The organism is Zobellia sp. 1_MG-2023, assembly GCF_030549125.1.
GTDB lineage: Bacteria > Bacteroidota > Bacteroidia > Flavobacteriales > Flavobacteriaceae > Zobellia > Zobellia russellii.
Window position 1 is genome coordinate 491,525 of sequence record NZ_JAUOSY010000001.1, and the last position, 20,896, is coordinate 512,420.

15 protein-coding genes are annotated in these 20,896 nt (G+C 39.8%); 7 read left to right on the forward strand and 8 right to left on the reverse strand.

Annotated features, from left to right (window positions below; all coding sequences use genetic code 11):
• Positions 1 to 22 precede the first annotated feature (22 nt).
• Together Q4597_RS01965 and Q4597_RS01970 are read right to left on the reverse strand one after the other, a co-directional pair.
• The gene (locus tag Q4597_RS01965; protein WP_303404556.1) at positions 23 to 1,606 is read right to left on the reverse strand and encodes a SulP family inorganic anion transporter; all 1,584 of its coding nucleotides are present in this window, start codon (positions 1,604 to 1,606) and stop codon (positions 23 to 25) included.
• Positions 1,607 to 1,865: 259 nt separating this feature from the next.
• Complete coding sequence (locus Q4597_RS01970) at positions 1,866 to 2,777, reverse strand: nicotinic acid mononucleotide adenyltransferase (RefSeq protein ID WP_303404557.1); 912 nt, start codon at positions 2,775 to 2,777, stop codon at positions 1,866 to 1,868.
• 174 nt (positions 2,778 to 2,951) lie between these two features.
• On the opposite strand from Q4597_RS01970, the gene Q4597_RS01975 reads away from it, so the two are divergent.
• Entirely contained in the window at positions 2,952 to 3,947 is a 996-nt protein-coding gene (locus Q4597_RS01975; RefSeq protein WP_289037440.1) for an NAD(P)H-dependent glycerol-3-phosphate dehydrogenase, read from the forward strand.
• Positions 3,948 to 4,047: 100 nt separating this feature from the next.
• Here the strand turns inward: Q4597_RS01975 and Q4597_RS01980 are convergent, their stop codons facing one another.
• The 5 genes from Q4597_RS01980 to Q4597_RS02000 form a co-directional block, all read right to left on the reverse strand.
• On the reverse strand, positions 4,048 to 5,715 hold the full coding sequence (locus tag Q4597_RS01980; protein WP_303404558.1) for a glycerol-3-phosphate dehydrogenase/oxidase: 1,668 nt from the start codon (positions 5,713 to 5,715) through the stop codon (positions 4,048 to 4,050).
• Positions 5,716 to 5,744: 29 nt separating this feature from the next.
• On the reverse strand, positions 5,745 to 7,226 hold the full coding sequence (gene glpK / locus Q4597_RS01985; protein ID WP_303404559.1) for a glycerol kinase GlpK: 1,482 nt from the start codon (positions 7,224 to 7,226) through the stop codon (positions 5,745 to 5,747).
• A 100-nt stretch (positions 7,227 to 7,326) separates the two neighbouring features.
• Complete coding sequence (gene pbpC, locus Q4597_RS01990; RefSeq protein WP_303404560.1) at positions 7,327 to 9,672, reverse strand: penicillin-binding protein 1C; 2,346 nt, start codon at positions 9,670 to 9,672, stop codon at positions 7,327 to 7,329.
• Positions 9,669 to 9,977 (reverse strand): antibiotic biosynthesis monooxygenase, encoded by a 309-nt coding sequence (locus Q4597_RS01995; RefSeq protein WP_303404561.1) that lies wholly within the window; start codon positions 9,975 to 9,977, stop codon positions 9,669 to 9,671. Before Q4597_RS01995 ends, pbpC begins: the two co-directional genes overlap by 4 nt.
• A 29-nt stretch (positions 9,978 to 10,006) precedes the next feature.
• The gene (locus Q4597_RS02000) at positions 10,007 to 10,360 is read right to left on the reverse strand and encodes a hypothetical protein (RefSeq protein WP_215437253.1); all 354 of its coding nucleotides are present in this window, start codon (positions 10,358 to 10,360) and stop codon (positions 10,007 to 10,009) included.
• A gap of 84 nt (positions 10,361 to 10,444) precedes the next feature.
• Between Q4597_RS02000 and Q4597_RS02005 the strand changes: the two genes are divergently transcribed.
• Positions 10,445 to 10,981, forward strand: coding sequence for a CvpA family protein (locus Q4597_RS02005; RefSeq protein WP_215437251.1), 537 nt, complete (start codon positions 10,445 to 10,447; stop codon positions 10,979 to 10,981).
• Between the two features lie 175 nt (positions 10,982 to 11,156).
• The gene (locus Q4597_RS02010) at positions 11,157 to 11,576 is read left to right on the forward strand and encodes a lipocalin family protein (RefSeq protein WP_303404562.1); all 420 of its coding nucleotides are present in this window, start codon (positions 11,157 to 11,159) and stop codon (positions 11,574 to 11,576) included.
• Between the two features lie 74 nt (positions 11,577 to 11,650).
• Here the strand turns inward: Q4597_RS02010 and Q4597_RS02015 are convergent, their stop codons facing one another.
• Positions 11,651 to 17,167, reverse strand: a complete 5,517-nt coding sequence (locus tag Q4597_RS02015) for an alpha-2-macroglobulin (protein WP_303404563.1) — start codon at positions 17,165 to 17,167, stop codon at positions 11,651 to 11,653.
• A gap of 350 nt (positions 17,168 to 17,517) precedes the next feature.
• Here Q4597_RS02015 and Q4597_RS02020 point away from each other — a divergent pair, with 350 nt between their 5' ends.
• From Q4597_RS02020 to Q4597_RS02035, 4 genes are all read left to right on the forward strand, one after another.
• Positions 17,518 to 17,994: a CAP domain-containing protein gene (locus Q4597_RS02020; RefSeq protein ID WP_289037450.1), complete on the forward strand. Its 477-nt coding sequence runs from the start codon at positions 17,518 to 17,520 to the stop codon at positions 17,992 to 17,994.
• 141 nt (positions 17,995 to 18,135) lie between these two features.
• Positions 18,136 to 18,675, forward strand: a complete 540-nt coding sequence (locus tag Q4597_RS02025; protein ID WP_303404564.1) for a 3-hydroxyanthranilate 3,4-dioxygenase — start codon at positions 18,136 to 18,138, stop codon at positions 18,673 to 18,675.
• A gap of 93 nt (positions 18,676 to 18,768) precedes the next feature.
• The gene (locus Q4597_RS02030; protein WP_303404565.1) at positions 18,769 to 20,367 is read left to right on the forward strand and encodes a CHASE domain-containing protein; all 1,599 of its coding nucleotides are present in this window, start codon (positions 18,769 to 18,771) and stop codon (positions 20,365 to 20,367) included.
• A 41-nt stretch (positions 20,368 to 20,408) separates the two neighbouring features.
• Complete coding sequence (locus Q4597_RS02035) at positions 20,409 to 20,765, forward strand: DUF1304 domain-containing protein (RefSeq protein WP_215437233.1); 357 nt, start codon at positions 20,409 to 20,411, stop codon at positions 20,763 to 20,765.
• Positions 20,766 to 20,896: the final 131 nt, after the last annotated feature.

Genomic DNA, 20,896 nt, shown 5'->3' on the forward strand with positions numbered 1-20,896 from the left:
AGTTTACCGTGCCAAAAATATACTAAGCCTTTGTCTTGTCTACCGCTATCTTGTACGTAGGGTCTTCAAGCACATTAACATCTATAATGTCCTTAGCATTCTTTAAGAGGCCAAAGCTGTCCTTACTTAAGTGGCGCAAGTGAATTTTTTTACCGGCTTTGGCATAGCGCTCCGTAATTTTGTTCAAGGCTTCTATACCGGACATATCGGCAACACGGCTCTCTTTAAAGTCAATGATTACCTCATTGGGATCGTTCTGAATATCAAACTTCTCTGCAAACAGTGTAGTAGAACCAAAAAATAACGGTCCGTATATTTCGTAGTGCTTTACACCATTATCATCAATATATTTCCTTGCTCGAATTCGTTTCGCATTTTCCCAAGAATAAGCCAGTGCAGAAATTATAACACCTAACAATACCGCAACAGCCAAATTGTGGGTTATGGCTGTAATCAAGGTCACCAAAACCATAACAATTACATCGGATTTTGGCATTTTACCAAAAGTCTTGAAGCTGGCCCATTCAAATGTTCCTATGGCTACCATAAACATTAACCCAACCAGAGCGGCCATAGGTAATTGTTCAATAAGACCAGAACCGAACATAATGAACACCAAAAGCATAACAGCCGCAGTAATACCGGATAATCTTGCCCGTGCCCCTGAAGAGGTATTAATCAAACTTTGTCCAATCATAGCACAACCACCCATTCCTGATAAAAATCCGGATAGGATATTGGCAGTACCTTGAGCTACACATTCTTTATTACCGCTACCACGGGTATCCGTAATCTCGTCTATAATATTCAAGGTCAACAAACTTTCTATGAGCCCTACACCCGCAACAATAGCGGCATAAGGAAAGATAATCCCAAGCGTCTGTAACGTCATTGGCAATTGTGGAATGGATAATGGTGGAAAACCACCTTTGATGGATTCTCCCGGCCCCATAGTATCTGCAACGGTTAACGTATCTACCCCAAAACCAATAACTATGGCCGAAACCACAACAATGGCCAATAATGAAGAAGGAATAGTCTTTGTTAATTTAGGAAAGCCCCAAATAATCAACATAGTGAGCAAAGTAAGCCCCAGCATTATGTACATAGGCGAACCGGATAACAATTCTCCCGTTCCCTTCTGATAGAAATTAGGAAACTGCGCCATAAAAATAATTATGGCCAACCCATTTACAAAACCGAACATTACCGGGTGTGGTACCAAACGGATGAATTTACCCAATCTTAGCACACCGGCCAAAATCTGTAGCACACCAGCAATAATTACGGTGGCAAAGACGTAATTCAATATGGTTTCCGGTTCAATTCCCGGAAAATTGCGTTTTAATTCTAGAATCAATCCCACAAAAATAACGGCAACTGCCCCCGTAGCACCGGAAATCATGCCAGGCCTACCTCCAAAAATAGAGGTTACCAAACAAAGAATAAATGCCGCATATAATCCTGTAAGTGGAGAAAAACCCGGAATAAGGGCAAATGCAATAGCTTCAGGAACCAAGGCCAAGGCAACGGTAAGACCGGAAAGAATCTCGGTTTTGTAATCTACCTTTTGTTTAAAATCGAACAAATTCAAATACTTCTTCACGACATTGGGATTTTAAGCGGGCAAAAATACATCAAAATACCCTATAAGCCATAGACTTATGACACCAAATGCTTCTAGGACCGTTTTAACTAACACCATAGAGACCTAACTGCCTAGGTGTACAGAAACTATTTTATATGCGTGTACGGCATGTAAAAATTAGCTTATAACACCTTAACGAAGGTACTTCATACAAAAAAACCGCCCCAAGCATTGCAGCCCAGGGCGATTTCTAACTAAATAACCAACCAAAAAACGTTTATATATCTCTACTTCTTTTCACCTTCATTATGGGATTAGAAGTCTTTTTTCTCTTTTTTTCTACTGCGCCTTTTCCGGCTTTTAAGTACTCTTGATATCCTTTTCCCCTAAACTCATATACTGTTTTACTACTAGGGTGATAAAGTTCAATTGTACTCTCATTAATAACGTACAATTCAAAGTAATCATTGCTCGATGAACGGTAAGCCAGTGTTAAAGTTTTAAGCGTTTCATCGTGTTCTATGTCATACACCGAGTAATCTCCCTCAAAATCCCATTGAAGGTTTACCAAGGGTGTTCCAACCGGGTCTACAGACGACCTAAAAAAGGTAGGATTGAATTGCAAAAAGTTCTCGTTATCGAACTCATTTAATGCTCCTTCAAGACTTGTATATGTTTTTTCCCAAGCATGGTACTCCTGTAAAAAATAGTTGATATTCTCGTAAAACAACATATCATAATCAAAATTACCAACTTGGTATCCCTTTAAATAATAAGATGTATCCGAACGCCCGTCATAGAGCTCTATAGTACTCCCGTTTACGGCAAAAACATCTAAAAGCCACGGGCCATCTACATCATGATCAATTTCTACCGCTCCACGAATAGTGCTGTAATAACCTACGTCTATTCCTAAACCATTGCCGGTTCTACCAATGCCTACTATATTATTGTTGGCATACATTGTACCTCTATCAAAAGAAACGGTAAAAGCACGTTGTAAAAAAGGAACTTCGCCATTTCCTCTTGTAGCGTTTATATCTACGTACCACAAGTCGTATGATTGTAATACTTGATCTGTGTTATAAACCGGTTCTTCTATAAATTCATCTTCTACAATAACTTCGGTATAACACGAAGTCATTAAAAAAGCCGTAAAAATGGATGTTAAAAGTAGTTTTGTCTTCATAATCTTGGTATTACTATTCCCTCTATACAAAACAAGCACCGTGCCATTATTATTAACAGTCTATTAATCAGTACTTAAGGTTTCAATTTTTAATTTCCCTAGCTTTGTACAAGAGAAAAAACCAATACTTGTAACCAACCATTTAACAGGAACTAAGCCATATAATATAGAACGATGAATCAAAAATTTACAGTGTTAGGCGGTGGAAGTTGGGCTACGGCCATTGTTAAGATGCTCTGTGTAAACCAAGAAAAGGTAGGTTGGTATATGCGCAATTCGGATGCCGTAGGTTTTATCAATATTCAAAAGCACAACCCTAACTATTTAACCTCGGTTACTTTTGACACCAATCAGTTAGAACTTACTGATGACATCAATAAAGCAGTTGACAATTCCGATATTTTAATATTTGCCATACCCTCTGCCTTTGTTGAAGGAGAGCTGAAAAAAATAAACACCTCATTAAAAGATAAAATTGTTTTTTCTGCTATAAAGGGTATTGTTCCCGAATCCGGGTTGATAGTTGGCAATCATTTTCATGAGAAATATGATATTCCTTTTGAAAATATTGGGGTTATTACCGGTCCATGTCATGCCGAAGAGGTGGCTCTAGAACGCTTATCTTATTTGACCATTGCTTGTGCCGATACCGAGAAAGCCCAATACATAGCCCAAAACCTGAGTAGTCATTACATTAAGACCAAAGTTACCAATGACATTATTGGAACGGAATATGCGGCCATGCTCAAGAATATTTATGCAATTGCAGCCGGTATTGCACACGGTTTGGGCTATGGAGATAATTTTCAGAGTGTGCTTATGAGCAATGCTATTCGTGAAATGAAACGTTACACAAAACGTATTCATAAAATAGACCGTAATATTAACGAGTCTGCCTATTTAGGCGATTTATTGGTGACAGGATATTCTACTTTTAGTCGTAACCGTATGTTCGGGAATATGATAGGAAAGGGATATACCGTTAAAAGCGCACAAATGGAAATGCGTATGGTAGCCGAAGGGTACTATGCCGCTAAGAGTGCCTACGAGATAAAATCCAAGTTTAAGAAGAAAGTAAAAGTGCCTATAATAGATGCCGTTTATGCTGTACTTTATGAAAACAAAAGCGCTAAAAAAGTATTTAATACCCTGACGGACAAGTTAGATTGATAAAAAACCATTTGGTATATGAAAAAGCCGGCTCGTTTCTTTGGAAAACGGAACCGGCCTTTTACTCAACTTAACTTGATTAACTTCTTACTGTATGGTTCTACACTCTATCTAATGTAAAATTAGAATGATCATCCAGTTCTTTTTGTAGAACTTCTCTCCACGCAGAAATCTGGTTATCATCTACAGCGTAAATAGATTTAAATTCTTCCAAAATAGGTTCCATGAGAGTTCGAACGCTGTCAATATCAAAATACAACCTGCCGGTTCTTCTAATGAAGAAATCCATTGGGTTTTGTACCATTTCATAATCAATACCAAAACGAAGCTCGGCCTTGGCCATGCGTACGTATATATCGGCATCCTTTACGCCAGCATAATTCTCTAGAATCATTTCTGTCTGTTTTCCGTAGTTGGTTACCAAGAACCATGCATCATGCTTGGAAAAACCATCCTGTTTGATCCTGCCGTAAACTTCATCAATGTATTTCTCTACATGCTTGAACTTCTTGAAATCAACGTTACCGCACAAGAAAATCTTCTCGGTAAAACATTCCTTTAACTCCGTACCATCTTCCTCTTCCATCTTCTTAGCAATACGATCCACGACACGCTCCGCCATTTTACGGTACCCGGTAAGTTTTCCACCTGCAATACTGATAAGACCCGTATCCGAAGTAAAAATCTCATCTTTTCTGGATAATTCCGAAGCCGATTTTCCTTCTTCATGAATTAACGGTCGTAAACCTGCCCATGAAGAAATGATATCTTCCATTTCCAAGTTTATGCTCGGGAACATATTGTTTACCGCAGATATGAGATAAATAGCATCTGCCAAATCTGTACGTACGTTATCCTTGTCTTTGTTAAAATTAGTATCCGTAGTACCTACGTAGGTAATTTTTCCGCGCGGAATAGCGAACATCATCCTACCATCTGGAACATCAAAATATACCGATTGTTTTATTGGTAATTTCTCCTTTGGAAATACAAGGTGCACACCTTTGGTTAGATGCAACTGTTTTCCCTTTTTAGAATTATTGGTACTTCTAAGCTCATCTACCCATGGGCCAGCTGCGCTGATTACATATTTAGACTTGATACTGAAGGTTGCGCCGCTAACACCATCTTTTACTTTAACACCGGCCACTTTATCATCAACATAAACAAAGTCTTCTACAGATGCATAGTTTAAGGCTTGGGCCCCGAACAATAAACTGGATTTAATGTTCTCAATGGTCAAACGCGCATCATCCGTACGGTACTCCGCATAATACCCTGCACCCTTTACTATTTTCTTTGGAAGTAAAGGCTCTAGTTTCATTGCCTCTTTCTTCTCCAGCATCTTACGTTTGTCCTCGCCGGTAACCTGAGCTAAAATATCATAGACTTTTAACCCTATAGAGGTAAGCCATTTGCCGTACGAACCGTTTTCAATAAGTGGCAATAACATTTTTTCCGGTAGCACTAAATGTGGCGCCAGTTTGTGAACAATAGCTCGCTCCGACCCTACTTCCTTTACTAACCAAAAGTCAAATTGTTTTAAATATCGTAATCCACCGTGAATTAACTTGGTAGACTTGCTACTCGTTCCCGATGCAAAATCGCCCTTTTCTACCAAAGCAACTTTTAAACCTCTTGAAGCTGCATCCAGTGCAATTCCACCACCTGTAATACCTCCACCGATAACCACCAGGTCATAGGTATCATTGGTTAACTCCTGTATTGTTTTTGCTCTATCTAAATTAGAGAACCTTATATTTTTCATAGCTTTTTTTGTACAGTTGTAACTATCGTTTATTTGTCATCCCACCCTTTGGTGCGCTCAACGGCTTGTTTCCATTTTTTGTACAGGCGTTTCCGTTTAACACGGTCAAAGGTAGGCTTAAAGATTCTGTTCATAGGCCTATTTTGATCAACATCTTCTTGTTTCCATAGACCCACTTGAATACCTGCCAAGAACGCCGCCCCCATAGCCGTAGATTCTATTACTTCAGGCCGGTGAACCTCCGAATCCAAAATATCCGCCTGAAATTGCATTAAGTGATTATTGGCACATGCACCGCCATCTACCCGAAGGTTTTTTAATTGAATTCCAGAATCATCTTCCATGGCCTTAAGGATATCCTTGGTCTGATATGCCAATGATTCTAACGTAGCCTTGGCCAAATGAGCTTTACCCGTATCTCTGGTCAATCCAAAAATTGCGCCTCTGGCATACATATCCCAATACGGAGCGCCCAAACCGGCAAAAGCCGGAACCACATATACTGGGTTTTCTCCTTCAACTGAATCTGCTAACGCCTCGGTTTCCTTAGCGTCTTTTATCAACTCTAATCCATCACGAAGCCATTGGATTGCCGCACCCGCAATAAAAATACTGCCTTCTAGTGCGTAGTTCACTTTTCCGTCTAACCCATATGCAATGGTAGTAAGCAGTCCGTTTTTAGAAAATTGTGGCGTTTCACCCGTATTCATCAACATAAAACAACCTGTCCCGTAGGTATTCTTTGCCGTACCCTTATTAAAACATGCTTGTCCAAAAAGTGCTGCCTGCTGATCTCCCGCAATACCGGCAATTGGAATTTTCTTTCCGTCTATCTCATAATCACCAAAATGATAGGCAGAAGGCTTTACCTCAGGTAACATTAATTTAGGGATACCCAATGCTTTTAACATCTTATCGTCCCATTTTAAATTTACAATATCATAAATCATGGTTCTAGATGCGTTGGTATAATCCGTTACATGGTTTGTTCCACCCGTCATGTTCCAAACCAACCATGTATCTACCGTACCCATAAGCAAATCGCCGTTTTCAGCCTTCGCTCTAGCACCTTCAACATTATCCAATATCCATTTTACCTTGGTACCTGAAAAATAGGAATCAATGACAAGGCCGGTCGTTTGCCGTACATGCTCCGTTAAGCCACTCTTTTTTAAATGCTCACAAATATCCGCCGTGCGCTTATCTTGCCAAACAATGGCATTGTACACAGGCTCTCCTGTGGTTTTGTCCCAAACCATTGTAGTTTCCCTTTGGTTGGTAATACCAATTGCTTCAATATCCTTAACATCAACCTTTTCTTTCTTCAGCAAGTCTGCCAAAACCCCCATCTGAGTCTCTAAAATCTCTTTAGGGTCATGTTCTACCCATCCTGATTTTGGGAAAATCTGCTTAAATTCCTTTTGAACCATTCCTTGAATTTGACCCTCTTGGTCCACAAGTAATGCACGGGAACTGGTAGTGCCCTGGTCTAACGATATTATATATTTCATATGAAAAAAGTTTAAGGCCGAAACTACACAAAGTAGCATAGAGTAGCACAGCAAATGTAAATAAATATACGCAATATTCTATAGTGGAAAGAAGCAAATTTTATTCAATGGATATTATTATAACAACCTCATTGCCCGAAGCGTCCACAACCATTACTTTATGCTCGCCTTCTTTGGGCATTATGGCCATTTCATGAAAGTTCTTGGTCTGCCCCACAAACGTTTCATCTACGTACCAATACACCTCGGTTTCCGGCTTGGCATGGGCCACTTTTAGAATAACCTCATTTGTTTTTCCATCAAAACCCTTTGTTAGGTTGATACGACTTCCGTTCTTGGGATAAATAAACTCCATAGGCGAAAGACTGGTATTATTACAACCACTACGATAGGGCGGTAGCACTTTATAGGCCGGGTGTTTGGGTCGATAATAAAATTGCATTAACGGGGGCAATACAAACCAAGATTCGGGCATTGCCGAAGCCAATTGGGCACAAGAAGAATTTACCCTAAACTGTTTTGCGCTATCCAAATACACCATCTGATGGAATTTACATTCCGTAACGTAATTCTGTTTGTTAGGTATAGATATAGTCTTTACCGGGCAAATGTCAGTTGCTAAATACCCACTTTGGGCACACACCTCAACTTCTACAAATTCATCCCATGGTTTTTGAAACCATTCGCTCCTAGGAAGCACATTAAATACATCAAATAACAAAGGTGCTGCAGAGGATACTCCGGTTACATTTGGTCTTCCCTCACCATCTGCGTTCCCAACCCAGGTTCCGACCACGTAGTCTGCAGTTACACCAATAGCCCAAGCATCTTTGTTTCCAAAACTGGTTCCGGTCTTCCAAGCAATTTCTTTACTGCTATCGAAGAACTGCCAAGATTCATCGCCCTCGGGTCTATTTACCTCCTTCATAGCCTCAAAAGTGAGGTAAATGCTCCCGGCATCAAAAACGGTTTTCTCTAGCGATTTTTCTCCAAAATGGACCGTCTGGTCTGTTTTCAAAACTAAATCAGCGAACTCGTTGGTAAAATATTCACTAGAACTTTCATTAAAATGGTTAAGGGTAGAGGCCAAATTCGCGTAGGTTTTACAAAGGTCCCATAAGTTGCTTTCCGCACCGCCCAAAATCAAGGTTAACCCATAGTGGTCTGAAGATTTATTTATCCCACCCAGCTTAAAAAAATCCAGTTGATCTCTAAACTTTTCCAATCCGTATTGTTGTAACAAACGAACTGCCGGAATATTCAATGAACGGGCTAAGGCTTTTTTTGCTTCAACGGCACCGCTGTAGTTCTCATTAAAATTTTCGGGCGTATAGCCAGCTATTTGGGTAGGTACATCTGCTACGAGCATATCCGGCAATAATTCGCCTGCATCTAACATGGCCGCATAAAGTATCGGCTTTATAACGCTGCCCGTACTTCTATTGGCCTGAACCATGTCTACATCTTTTTGATGCTCTTTGGTCGTATTCGTATTTCCCACATAAGACAATACTTCTCTCGTATGAACATCAAGCACTAAAACAGCGGCATTGTGCACTTGGTTTTGCTTAAGGTTCTGATGATATTTTTCTACAATAGCATTTACGTTACGTTGTAAATTATCATCTATAGTGCTTTTGATGCGTTTTCCCTTATTTTCCTTAGCTAAGTACTGTACTAAATGTGGAGTGGCTTTTGGAAGCGGAAAGGGTTTCTCTGGAAGTGACTCCAACAAGGAAAGCTCATAAGTTGTCTGATCGATTATTTGCTTTTCAAAAAGCTTTTTTAACAGACGATTACGCTTCTTAAGAAGCTTTGTCTGGTTCTTACCCGGATAAATTAGGCTTGGTGCATTGGGCAATACCGCCAATGTAGCAGATTCTGCCCACGACAATTGATACGGTCGTAACCCAAAATAACGCCATGAGGCCACATCTATACCCACAACATTCCCTCCAAAAGGAGCATGGCTGGCGTAAAGCTTAAGTATATCTTCTTTGGATTTTTTCAGTTCAAGCCGAGTGGCCCATATCAACTCCACAAACTTTTCTAAGTAAGAACGCTTTTTTCCTTTTCTGGCCAACCGGATTACTTGTTGGGTGAGCGTACTACCACCACGAACCGTTCTTCCTGCGGCTATGTTACTTCCTATAGCCTTGCATATGGCTACGGGGTTGAAACCTGGGTGACTGTAGAAATATGCGTCCTCAAACTGAAGAATACAGGTCTCAAATTTATACGGAACACTATCCACTTCCGAAAATCGCCACTGGCCGTCATCTGCAATCCTTGCGCCCAACAAAGTGCCATTTTCACTTTCTACTACCGTTGCCGTTGGGGAATTAAATAATTTTTGGGGAAGACAGAAATAATAGGCAATCAACACGATTGCCAATGCAATCAGTTTCTTGGGATGTCTCCTACAAAATGGGCCAATTTGTTTCATTTCGTAAAATCATACTCTCGCTCTACCAAACAAATGCGCACCTTGTACCATGAATACCAATCCTTGATTCCCTTTTGCTGGGCAAAGAGATGATCCGTATTGGCTTTCCAATTGGCTATAGCATCCAAATTTTCCCAATAACTAACCGTTATTCCCAACTGCTCCCGAGCACTCTCTATACCTAGATAACCAGGCTGCTCTTTGGCCAACTTCTCCATTTCTTGGGCCATATGGGCGTACCCATTGACATCTTCTGTAAGGAGAGAGGTAAAGATGACCGCATAATATGGGGGCTTGCTTTTCATTCGATAGAAAAAAATAGATTTTACATATGTTATATATACTCTCGTTCCACAAAATACCCAACAATGGCTTCTTTCATTAAAACCGATTGCTCTCCGGCTTTTAATGTTGGTAATTCTTCTTTAACAATGTAGTGGGGCCAACCCTCTTCATCAAAAAATTCAAATTCATAATACCCGTAGGGTTCCAATAAACGACAAATAGCAATGTGCATTAAATCTAACTTGTCGTCTTTTTTATATTTTTTGTGGTACTGTCCTAATTCTTGGATTCCTACCAGATATATAATTGCATCTAGCTCCAAGGTATCGCCGCTAGCAAATTGGGCGGATAGCTTTTCTACCAACGCGTTCCATTTTTCTTTTAACTCTTCGTCTCTTGCCATTAATCTCTTTGCGTTTTTCCGCCGATTGAATATAAGTAGCAAAGGTACAAATCAAAATACTACTTTTGTGTAAAGACATTCGCCATGAGCTTCTTGGACATTATTTTAGGATTACTGCTTTTATACGGACTTTGGAAAGGTTTAAAAAACGGACTTTTCGTAGAGCTTGCCTCTCTTATTGCTCTGATTGCAGGTATTTACGGCGCTATTCATTTTTCATACTACGCAGGTGATTACCTTTCCCAAAACATGGAATGGAACGAACGGTATATTAATATTGCAGCCTTTGTAATCACATTCATTGTTATTGTTTTTGCCGTGCAATTGGCCGGACGATTTTTAACCAAAATAGCCAATTTTGCTATGCTTGGCTTACTGAACAAGATTGCAGGCGGTATTTTTGGTGTTGTGAAAGTTGCCGTAATTTTGGGCGCTTTACTTATATTCTTTGAACGCGTCAACAATTCTGCAGGTGTTGTAAAGGATGAAACCATGAAAGACTCCGTTCTTTACGAACCTATAAAGGAAATTGGCGCATTTATTTTCAACAAGGTGCTTAAGGAAGAAAAAACAAACCCAAAAGGCGAAATACAAAAAGAAACCCTCCAAGCTAGTATCTAACACCTAATATCTTCTGTTTCAAGCAAAAGGAAATATACTCGCCGTTTTTTACCGAATAAAACGCTTGTTAAGCTATAAACTTCACCCTTAAAAGTGGTAGTTGCTCTAAAACATGTACCAACATGTAATTTCTAAAATGTACCAGCGTTTTAGTACTTCACCAAATCTGATTCAAATGAAAAAACCAATTTTACTATTATTTTTGGCTGCAGGTTGCATTTTCACCTCATGTAAAAAAGACAGCTCAAGTGACGATGGTGACCTAGCAGGAACTTGGTCTCTTATTGCATATATAGATGATGAAGGCGAAGAACCCACTAACGATTGCGAAAGCATGGATTTATTGCGCTTTAAAGACGGAAACGTTTTTGATTATGAGTTTCATAGTACGGATAGTAGCAGTGGCGACTGTATAGAAGGCGTTCATGACTCCGGAACCTGGTCCTATTTATTCAACTCAAAAGTTCAACTGGATTACGGTACTGAAGGAAATTCAGATGTAACTGTTGCAAAATATAAGGTTTCCGGTGATATTCTGACTCTTACTTTTGATGAAGGCAATGGCGAATATCAAGAAAAATATAAAAAGAAATAAAAAACACTACTTACTTTTAAGACGAAAAAGACCCTGTTAACAGGGTCTTTTTTATTTAATAAATAGAATGTTTTCTACTGAACCACCTCTACCCATCTTCCGGGTGTACGCACTACATAATCATTATTATACATAGCTTCCGCTTGGATGCCGGGCAAATAGTATCTCCCTAAATACGAAGCATTCAACAATACCCTGAATGTTTTTTCTTCGTTCTTCTTCATATCAAAATAAAAGTTGCTTCGGTCATCACGAATATCGGTGTATGTTACTTGGTTATCCGCAAATTTCCCAAAATCGGTAAATCGGGTGTTCACTATCTCCCATCCACTCGGGAAAATCTCTGTAAAAGCCACATTCTTAATTGCCTTGTCCGTAGTATTCGTTAAAGTTACCTCGGCAACAAAATCCGTTCCTTGCTGCATTTGTGCTACATTAAGTATGGAGCCATCCCTGCCCTTAAACTTTAGGTTTGCCACCAGATTTTGCTGTATGGTTTTCTCTTTACCTACGGGTAAAATTCCCTGATTAACAATGGTAACGAACAATGTATTGGCCTCTGTATTTTTCAATTCTAATATATTTGTCCCGTTTTTAATGGCGAGCTCATGAGTAGCCAAAGTCTTTGCTGTTTCTACATTTTTGCCCTTACCATTTACCGTTAGCGTTGCTTTTATACCCTTACCCCCAACAAGATCAGCGAATTTGGCCATGGCAATAAGACTATAGGCCGTAGTCTGTGTGCTTAACCATCTAGGTTCGGAAATACGCCCAGCTATAGTTTTGGCCAAGTCTTGGGCTTTGCTTTTATCTTTTACCAAGACATAGGACTCCAAGGCCATGGCTCTATCCCTATCCGAAGAACCATAGGTATATTCATTAGTAGAGCTTTCAAAATTCAATGAAGCCTTACTCAAAATAGATTTGGCCACATTATCCTGACCAATTAGAGCATAACTAGCGGCCAACCTAAATTTAGCCTCATTGGACAAGCCACTTGTTTCCCGCAACCGGTTCATACTGGATACGTCTGCATTGCCCGATAATGCTAAGGTGAATAAACGGTAAGCCTGCGCCAAATCCGAACTATTACTTCCCGAACGCCATTGTTTTGAACTGTTTTGCTGATATTTTATCCAACTAGATTTAAAACCAATGGGCAGGACATACCCTTTCTTTTCGGCCTCCAGCAAAAAGTGTCCGGCGTATGAAGTACCCCAATCATTAGAATAGTTCTGACCGGGCCAATACGAGAACCCTCCGGTAGCATTTTGATAACCTCCCAAAAGTTTAATGGCACGTACTAAATTCTGCTGTATGTTCTTTTTTCTATTTCCATCTAAATCAAAAATATCCGAGAGATACAATTGCGGAAATGCGGCGGAAGTGGTCTGTTCCAAGCAACCATGAGGGTACCTAATGAGGTTCTGCATACGACCATTAAAGTTCATTGCAGGTAAAGTAGAAAACTCAATTTCTGCCGTATTGCTTCCCGTAACACCAAAAGTCTCCAAATTTATGGTCTGTGTAGAATTAGGCTCCAACATTATTTTTTGCACTTCTGATGTAACCGGATTAGGATTCACCACATCAATAGGAATTTCAAAAGAAGCGGTCTCCCCGTTACCAGAGGCTTCAACCACAACTTTTCCTACACCTTTAAAATCGGCCACTTGTAGTTTAAAATAGGCCATTTTCTCATCAGGCTGACTAAAAGTGAGTGTTTGAGTGGCATCACCGGAAATGGTGAAAGATGGGTCCGACTTTAATTTCAACGTTACATTTTTCACCTTCTTTTCCATGGCAAAGACCGTAACAGGAAGGGTTACCGTTTCTCCCGGTGTAATTTTTCTAGGCAACGAAGCCAATACCATTAACGGTTTGCGCACGGGCGTGGTTTCTTCTGCCATACCATAAGCTCCTGTTTCTGCATTACCCGCCACGACCATAGTGCGTACGGAACCAACATATTTTGGAATCTTGACCTCATGGTTCTTGGTCTCCCCTTCTTTTAGGTTAAAAGGACCTAGGTGAACTACCATGGGTTCAAAACGATTGGCTTTTTTGTTTTTTGCACCTGCTAGTTCGCCATCACCGCCAATAGCGAATACTTGATTTACCTTACCTCCAAATGCTCCGATAACCTCATCGAAAACATCCCAAGTTTTAACGCCAAGTGCTTCGTGGGCGTAAAAGGTATCCCAAGGATTTGGGGTTTTAAAACGTGTTAAATCCAACAACCCTTCATCTACAATGGCAATACTGTACGTCATTGCCTTTTTATTTTTTTCACCCACATTAACCGTTATGGTCTCTTCTGGCCGTAATACGTTAGGCATGGCAATAACGGGCGAAATTTTAGTCTCCGGATTTTCTACCGAAACAGGAACAACACCGTATAACCGTATAGGATTATCATTCAAAGTTGTGGCATGGGGTTGCAATAAAGAAATATGGACAAATACATTGGGCGCATACATTTCTTTCATGGAAAGCTCAAATTTTGTCTCGTCCTTGGCCGTATCTACCCAAAGAGTTTCCAAAACTTCCGTACCGTTCTCTACCGTGACCAAAGCACGACTTCCCAAAGAGCTAGGAAATGTAACCGTAGCGGTTTCGCCTACCTTATAGGTTTCCTTATCTGTAGAGAACACCAACATAGTTGCCGCAGAAGGGTCCGTTTTTCGGGATTTTCCGGCCCATCCTGGCCAATCTATATACATTGTTTTGGCTGCGGAGTGCCCTCCATTAGGGTCTTCTACACGTACCAAATACCTACCCCACTCAGGATACTTTAATTCAAAATCAAAATTAGCTTTACCGCTCGCATTGGTACTTATTGTTTTTTCAAAAACCTTTTCATGATACTGACTACTGCTATAATTAGACAAATTATCCGCAGAAGTATCCCACCACCACCTCCAACTGACTTTATGAATGGTTACGTTTAAATTTTTAGTAGCCATTGGGTTTCCTTTTTCGTCCACAGTAACCACATCAAAAGTATGTGGGGTATCGGTCAAAAGCATTCCCCTGTTCTTATCACCTTTAGGAATTGTGAGCCCTACATAAGTGTTATAGGGCGAATACGTTTTAGTAAAAACATCCGTACTAAAATCACCTCCGTTTTCGTAAACCTTAGTGATAAAAGCAGCCTTTAACATGCCTGGTGCCTTACTTGTAAGTTGAGGGTTCATTCTAAAATGCGCCTTTCCCTCGGCATCTATTTTTCCATCAAAAACCACTTGGTCTTCCGCCGAAAAATTACGGGTGGGGTCATCAAAAACATAACCCGGAAATTTATCGAACTCCGTAATTGATGCATTGAATTTTGCCGTAATATCCGCTTTTAAGTTTTTTGCGATAGCACCATGCAACCACTTTACCTCCATATCCCCAGAAATGGGTTGGGTGGCATTTAGAATTTCCTCATCAAACTCCGTTTTAATTTTTAACCTATTGGGTTTGATAGTTTCAATCTTAAGAGATTTAGTAAACGTAGCCCCACCAACGGAGACTTTTGCCAACCAATTTCCGGTAGGCGCATTTTCATCCGTACTTAGATTAAATTGATAAAAATTGTTGAGTCCGTTTGTTCCTATCTCACGGTGCACCACTTTATTGTAAGGGTCTAACAGTTCTAATTTTACAGGATGGTTCTCCGGTAATTCATGTGCATTGTCATTCAACATAAAAGAAAGGAAAATCTTGTCTCCCGGGCGCCAAACACCTCGTTCCCCAAAAATAAATCCTTTAAGTCCTTTTTGAAGTTGCACACCGGACACCTTAAACTTACTGACGGAAAGCGCATTACCGTCATTTAATTTTACATACGTTTTTTGACCGTTGCTTTCAACAACCGCAAAATAGGCCTGGTTTTCAGCATCAAAAACGGACATACCCTCAGCATCCGTAACCACATGCCCTAAAATTTGCTGTTGGTAATTGTAAAATGTAACCTTAGCTCCGGCTACTGGCTTGGTATTTAAAATATCGGTTACGGCAACGAAGTAACTTTTATTGATTCCCTTCTTTATGGTTACGCCTAAATCGGAAGCCAAAATATTCATCCCTACTTTTTTATCGTAATAGTAGGATTGGTCACAAGGGTTTTCCCTTTCGTTCCAATTATAGTTATAATAGTAATCGTCGTAATAATAGTTCTCTACATTGTCCCAAGAACTATTCTCATTTTCCTCATCAAAATTAGCTTCGTCCTCTATTAAAGACCCAAAATTGGAATCCTCACACTTATAGGCACTGTCTTCTGGACCAAAATCCAGTTCTACCCTATACATAGCACCGGCATCTGGTGTAATTAAACTCTTAAGATCAAGTGCATGTGCGGACCATTTTCCGCTAGAATTGGAAACATTATCCAATGTAATTTTCTTCCGGGCAATAGGTCTTGCAACGGCCAATAAATTTCCCTGTCCGCTAAGATTGTTGTTTTGCAAAAATTGCAGGATATTGTTTTCATAAATCTTGAATACCGAAACCCTTACCGATGCCAAGCTTACTGCTTCAAAATTGATTTTTAGATTACTGGAGGATGGCAAAATTGCCCCGTTGGAAAGTAACCTCACCTGTGGTTTTAACCTTTCAAAAGCAACGCGCTCCGTAAATTTGGTTTTCAACTTATTGCCGTCCGTACTTTGTATGCCCTCGTAGACTTGTAATGTAACCGTACCTTCTATATCTTTTGAAGGATATACCTTTAACGTATTCCCATCTACGGTATATTTAAGATTATCATCTTGTTCCAGCACCACCAAACCCTTAAAATTCTGTCCTTTCTTAATAGGGTCCGAAAAATTAACGGATACCAGTGCGTTTTCACCCGTTTCTACCGTGGCATCCAAAACCGTAAAATTATTTTTGCCGGGAATAGTTATATCCTCGGTGCCGTTACTTTCTATCTTAAACGGGCTTCCGTTCCATGATACTTCCAATTTAGAGTCTTCCGCAGACCTCTGGATACTATCTATTCTAAAAGAAAATTGGGTCCCCTTTTCCGTTCCGGCATCAAAATTAATTTGAACTGTCTTGCCATTGTGCGTGGCTGAAACCAATTGTTTTGCCTTCTCTAGAGGAAAAACATCGGCCATTCGTAACTGTCCCGTTATGTATTGTAACTCTTTGGAATAGGATTGAAGGGCGTTGGTGTATATGTTAAACTGCTGCTCCAGCGTTTTTACACTAAAAGTTAAGGTGTGCAGATCATTGGGCAGTTCACTTATAATATCATCTAAATGAAGGGTGAAACGGTACTCCTTATTCTGGTCAAAACCGTTTTGGGGAACAAATGCGATTGTACGATTATCTAGAGCTACTACCTTGCCTTTTACTTTGGGCGATACTTTAAAAAGATTCTCGGTTAGCTCATCTCCTGCATTCCACCCGTCTACCGGTGCGTTCAAAACTACTCTTACACTGCTCTGAGCAGAGATAATTCCGTGCGAGACCTGACCTACGTAATCCTGAAAACGATTCAAGTTATCCGCTCGCTTGGCCGCACTCTCTCCTTTAGAATTACATGCCGATAAAAAAGCAAAAAGCAACAGAATACGAAAAAATGAACTGACCTTCATAGAAAGATTGTTTTACACAAAAATAGCAGTTAAAAAACACAATACATCACGGTTTTCATTGAATCACGGTATTCTTAAAAACCCTGTTTACAGTAGAAACGAAATAGATTTGTTATTGTTGGATGCGAGCACTAAAATAGATACGCAAAGGCAACGTGCGGTTTGACTTACAATAACTTATTAGAAAGGTGTATTTCATCGAAAAGTGAAAATTATAGAGGAAACTAATCATATTATTTTAGATATTCGCCTCAGAACATATCCCCCTTATCGTTCTATAGAACACGAGAACACCCCACTCTTCTCTCCTACTTTTTAAAGAACGCGCCTACTTACAAATAGAACTTTGTATGAAAATGAGAATGCACTATGTGGCCCTCGTTTTATTTGTATGTACTTTGGCCTCTTGTAGTAAAGAGTCCGTGGAATCCACAAATATTATCGAGACCGAGAACGCCGAAACTGTAGAAAAAGAACTTCTTGAAGCCGTTAACGGACACCGGCTTTCTATTGGAAGAAACTCACTGGAATTTAGCTCTGTGGCATACGAACATGCCAATAAACACACAGACTATATGATTGCCAAAGGAGGCCTGAACCATGACAATTTTAGTTCACGTGCTTCTGAGATATCTTCAGAAGAGGCTGCGGAATACGTTGCCGAGAACGTTGCCAAAGATTACACCACGGCCTCCGAAGCGCTAAAAGGGTGGTTAAACAGTTCTAGCCATAAAAAAACTATGGAGGATGAATTTACGCACACCGCAGTGAGCGTTAAGAAGGATGCCAATGGAAAACTATATTTTACCCAAATATTTTTCCGTTAATTTTTTAAACGTTAAAGTCCACTATCTACATCTACGTACTAGTAATACAGCATACTTTTTCATAAATTTGAGATGAAAAGGCCGCTCCTTTTGCGCGTGTAAAAACACGGGCAAAAGGATTTGGCTGTAAATGTCAAAAAAATGTCCGTAAAAGCTCCTTTTAATCTAAACCGTTGGATAGAAGAAAATAGGCACACCCTTAAACCTCCCGTAGGTAACAAAAACCTCTACAAAGATGCCGGAGACTACATAGTTATGGTGGTTGCAGGCCCAAACGCCAGAAAAGATTACCATTACAATGAAACCGAAGAACTTTTCTATCAACTAGAAGGGAATATAGAAGTTCATATACAAGAGGAGGGAAAAAAGAAAACAATGACGCTAGGACCGGGCGATATGTATCTGCATCCTGCCAAAATACCACACTCCCCTGTTAGGCATGAAGGCAGTATAGGACTGGTTATTGAACGAAAAAGGGCAGACATGAACGTTGATGACGGCTTACTATGGTTTTGCGATAATTGCAATCATAAACTTTACGAAGCTTACTTTACCTTAAATGATATTGAAATAGATTTTTTAAAGCATTTCAAATATTTTTATGGTTCGGAAGATTTACGTACATGCGACAATTGCGGTACGGTTATGCCTGTTGATACCAGATTTGTTAGCAACAGTTAAAAAATAATTCCTATATAAAACGAAAAATTACCGTTCTTTGGAAGTATCACCGGCATAGCCAGTTTTTTTTAGGAGTCCCCACACCAACCTCTTATGACCAAATCACAGATTCTAAAATACTTGGCAATACTGCTAACAGGAATTAGTTTATCCCTGTTCATTTTCTTTTCCATTAACAACAGATACCTGCTAAGAAATAAGGCAGCTATAGATAACGCAGTCACCAAATCAGTAATAAAATTAGAGGACGAACTTAATAAGGTCAACTTAGTAGTTGAGTCAATGGCCTTTTTCTATGAGAACAAAAGTTTTATACCCCAGCATCTTTTTGAACGTTTTACAAATCCGTTTTTAAAAGAACTTAATGGGATAAAAGCACTTGCTTGGTCCCCTAAAATTACAGACTCCGAGAAGAGCACGTTTGAGAAATTCACTAAAATAAATGAGGTTGACCTGGAAAGCAACCTAGTTCCTTCCAAGACACGAGACGTCTATTACCCCGTTAGAGTACTCAATCCCTTAGCCCCATTTAAAAAAGTACTGGGTTACAATCTTTATGCGGACAGCACTAAACGAGATGCCGTTTTAAGATCCATCAAAAGCAATAAACCTGCAATCTCAGGCCCTATAACCCTAATTGCAGATAGTGATTACGACAAGGGTATCCTAGCATTAAAAGCGGTTAATGACCGTAAAACGGGAGAAAACAAAGGCGTTGTCCTTGGAGCCTACCGTATGGACAAGCTTATTTCCGAAACCCTAAAATCCGAAGTTAAGGTATTGAACATGTGCATTCATGAGTATACGGGCAATGCACTTTTATTCAATAATGTAGACGAAAGTGACTTTAACTACAAAACTGCCATTGAAAAAACCATAAGGGCCGTAGATAGCAAATGGCGAGTACATTTTGTACCAAAAGAAGAGTATCTGTCCTTTCCCCATATTTTTGAATCCTATGTGGTATTACTTTTAGGGTTGGCCACCACATTTTTGTTAACCCACCTAGCCCGCAGAAGAGACAATCATAATGACCGTTTAGAGGCCCGTGTCCTTTTACGAACGGCAGAACTAGAGGAATCTAACAAACAGAAGGAAAATTTGCTCAGGGAAATCCATCACCGGGTAAAGAACAACCTTCAAATTACGTCTAGCCTCATCAACATGCAAAAGCGAAAATTGGTCAGTAAAGAAGCTATTACTGCATTGCAGGACAGTCAGGCCAGAATATCCGCCATTGCCCTTACCCATCAAAAAATCTATCAGGACAAAGACTCAAAAGCAGTAAACCTACATGAATATCTAAAGGATTTAATGGAGTATCAGAACAAGATATCCCCAACTTTCACCTATAAAATAAACTGCCCGGAAATATCCATAGATCTTGATAGGGCGGTACCACTTGCCCTAATTATATCGGAATTGGTAACCAACGCAGTAAAGCATGCCTATCCCGATACGACTAAATACAATGAGCTTATCATAGATGTAGATATATTGGATAACGGCATGGCCGCATTCTCAATTAAGGACAACGGCAAGGGGCTTCCAGAAGATTTTTCCGTTGAAAATGCAGAAGGGATAGGTTTTGATATCATAAAGGCCCTATGCCGCCAAATTTCCGCGGAATTTAGTTATGATTCCAGCGACAGCGGAACCCATTTTACCGTAACTTTCGGTAATCAAGTGTAATTCCTCCAATTGAGGAGGCTACAAACATTAATAGTACTCCTATGGCACAAAAAATAATAATTGGTTTTATTGCTCTTCTCCATTTGTACTTTCTTTATTTTGAAATGTTCGCTTGGACCACAAAAGGTAGAAAAGTATTCAGGAAATTCCCTGCCGAACTGTTTGAGCCAACAAAACCCATGGCCGCTAACCAAGGCTTGTACAATGGCTTCTTAGCGGCAGGCCTTATTTGGTCACTCCTCATTACGGATACTACATGGCAAACAAACATTGCACTGTTCTTTCTTGGCTGTGTTTCTATTGCAGGACTATATGGCGCCTTCTCGGTAGAAAAGAAAATTTTCTATATCCAGGCCTTGCCGGCATTAACTGCAATAGCTCTTATTTTATTTGGCTAAGCTAGTTTAAAGTCAAGTTTACAAAGAAGCTAAAAAACTACCCTTAAAGCATTTTGATAAAATTTATTTTTCTGACTTAGATAAAGTATCTTTATCAAAAATATAACAATACATACTTAAAAAGTTATAAA

Bases quoted from the DNA above. Each gene is read 5' to 3' on its own strand.
- Q4597_RS02010 (WP_303404562.1), top strand. From the start codon at position 11,157: ATGAAAAAACCAATTTTACTATTATTTTTGGCTGCAGGTTGCATTTTC.
- Q4597_RS02015 (WP_303404563.1), bottom strand. From the start codon at position 17,167: ATGAAGGTCAGTTCATTTTTTCGTATTCTGTTGCTTTTTGCTTTTTTA.
- Q4597_RS01970 (WP_303404557.1), bottom strand. From the start codon at position 2,777: ATGAAGACAAAACTACTTTTAACATCCATTTTTACGGCTTTTTTAATG.
- Q4597_RS02005 (WP_215437251.1), top strand. From the start codon at position 10,445: ATGAGCTTCTTGGACATTATTTTAGGATTACTGCTTTTATACGGACTT.
- Q4597_RS02025 (WP_303404564.1), top strand. From the start codon at position 18,136: ATGTCCGTAAAAGCTCCTTTTAATCTAAACCGTTGGATAGAAGAAAAT.
- Q4597_RS02020 (WP_289037450.1), top strand. From the start codon at position 17,518: ATGAAAATGAGAATGCACTATGTGGCCCTCGTTTTATTTGTATGTACT.
- Q4597_RS01995 (WP_303404561.1), bottom strand. From the start codon at position 9,977: ATGAAAAGCAAGCCCCCATATTATGCGGTCATCTTTACCTCTCTCCTT.
- glpK (WP_303404559.1), bottom strand. From the start codon at position 7,226: ATGAAATATATAATATCGTTAGACCAGGGCACTACCAGTTCCCGTGCA.
- Q4597_RS02000 (WP_215437253.1), bottom strand. From the start codon at position 10,360: ATGGCAAGAGACGAAGAGTTAAAAGAAAAATGGAACGCGTTGGTAGAA.
- Q4597_RS01980 (WP_303404558.1), bottom strand. From the start codon at position 5,715: ATGAAAAATATAAGGTTCTCTAATTTAGATAGAGCAAAAACAATACAG.
- Q4597_RS02035 (WP_215437233.1), top strand. From the start codon at position 20,409: ATGGCACAAAAAATAATAATTGGTTTTATTGCTCTTCTCCATTTGTAC.
- Q4597_RS02030 (WP_303404565.1), top strand. From the start codon at position 18,769: ATGACCAAATCACAGATTCTAAAATACTTGGCAATACTGCTAACAGGA.
- pbpC (WP_303404560.1), bottom strand. From the start codon at position 9,672: ATGAAACAAATTGGCCCATTTTGTAGGAGACATCCCAAGAAACTGATT.
- Q4597_RS01975 (WP_289037440.1), top strand. From the start codon at position 2,952: ATGAATCAAAAATTTACAGTGTTAGGCGGTGGAAGTTGGGCTACGGCC.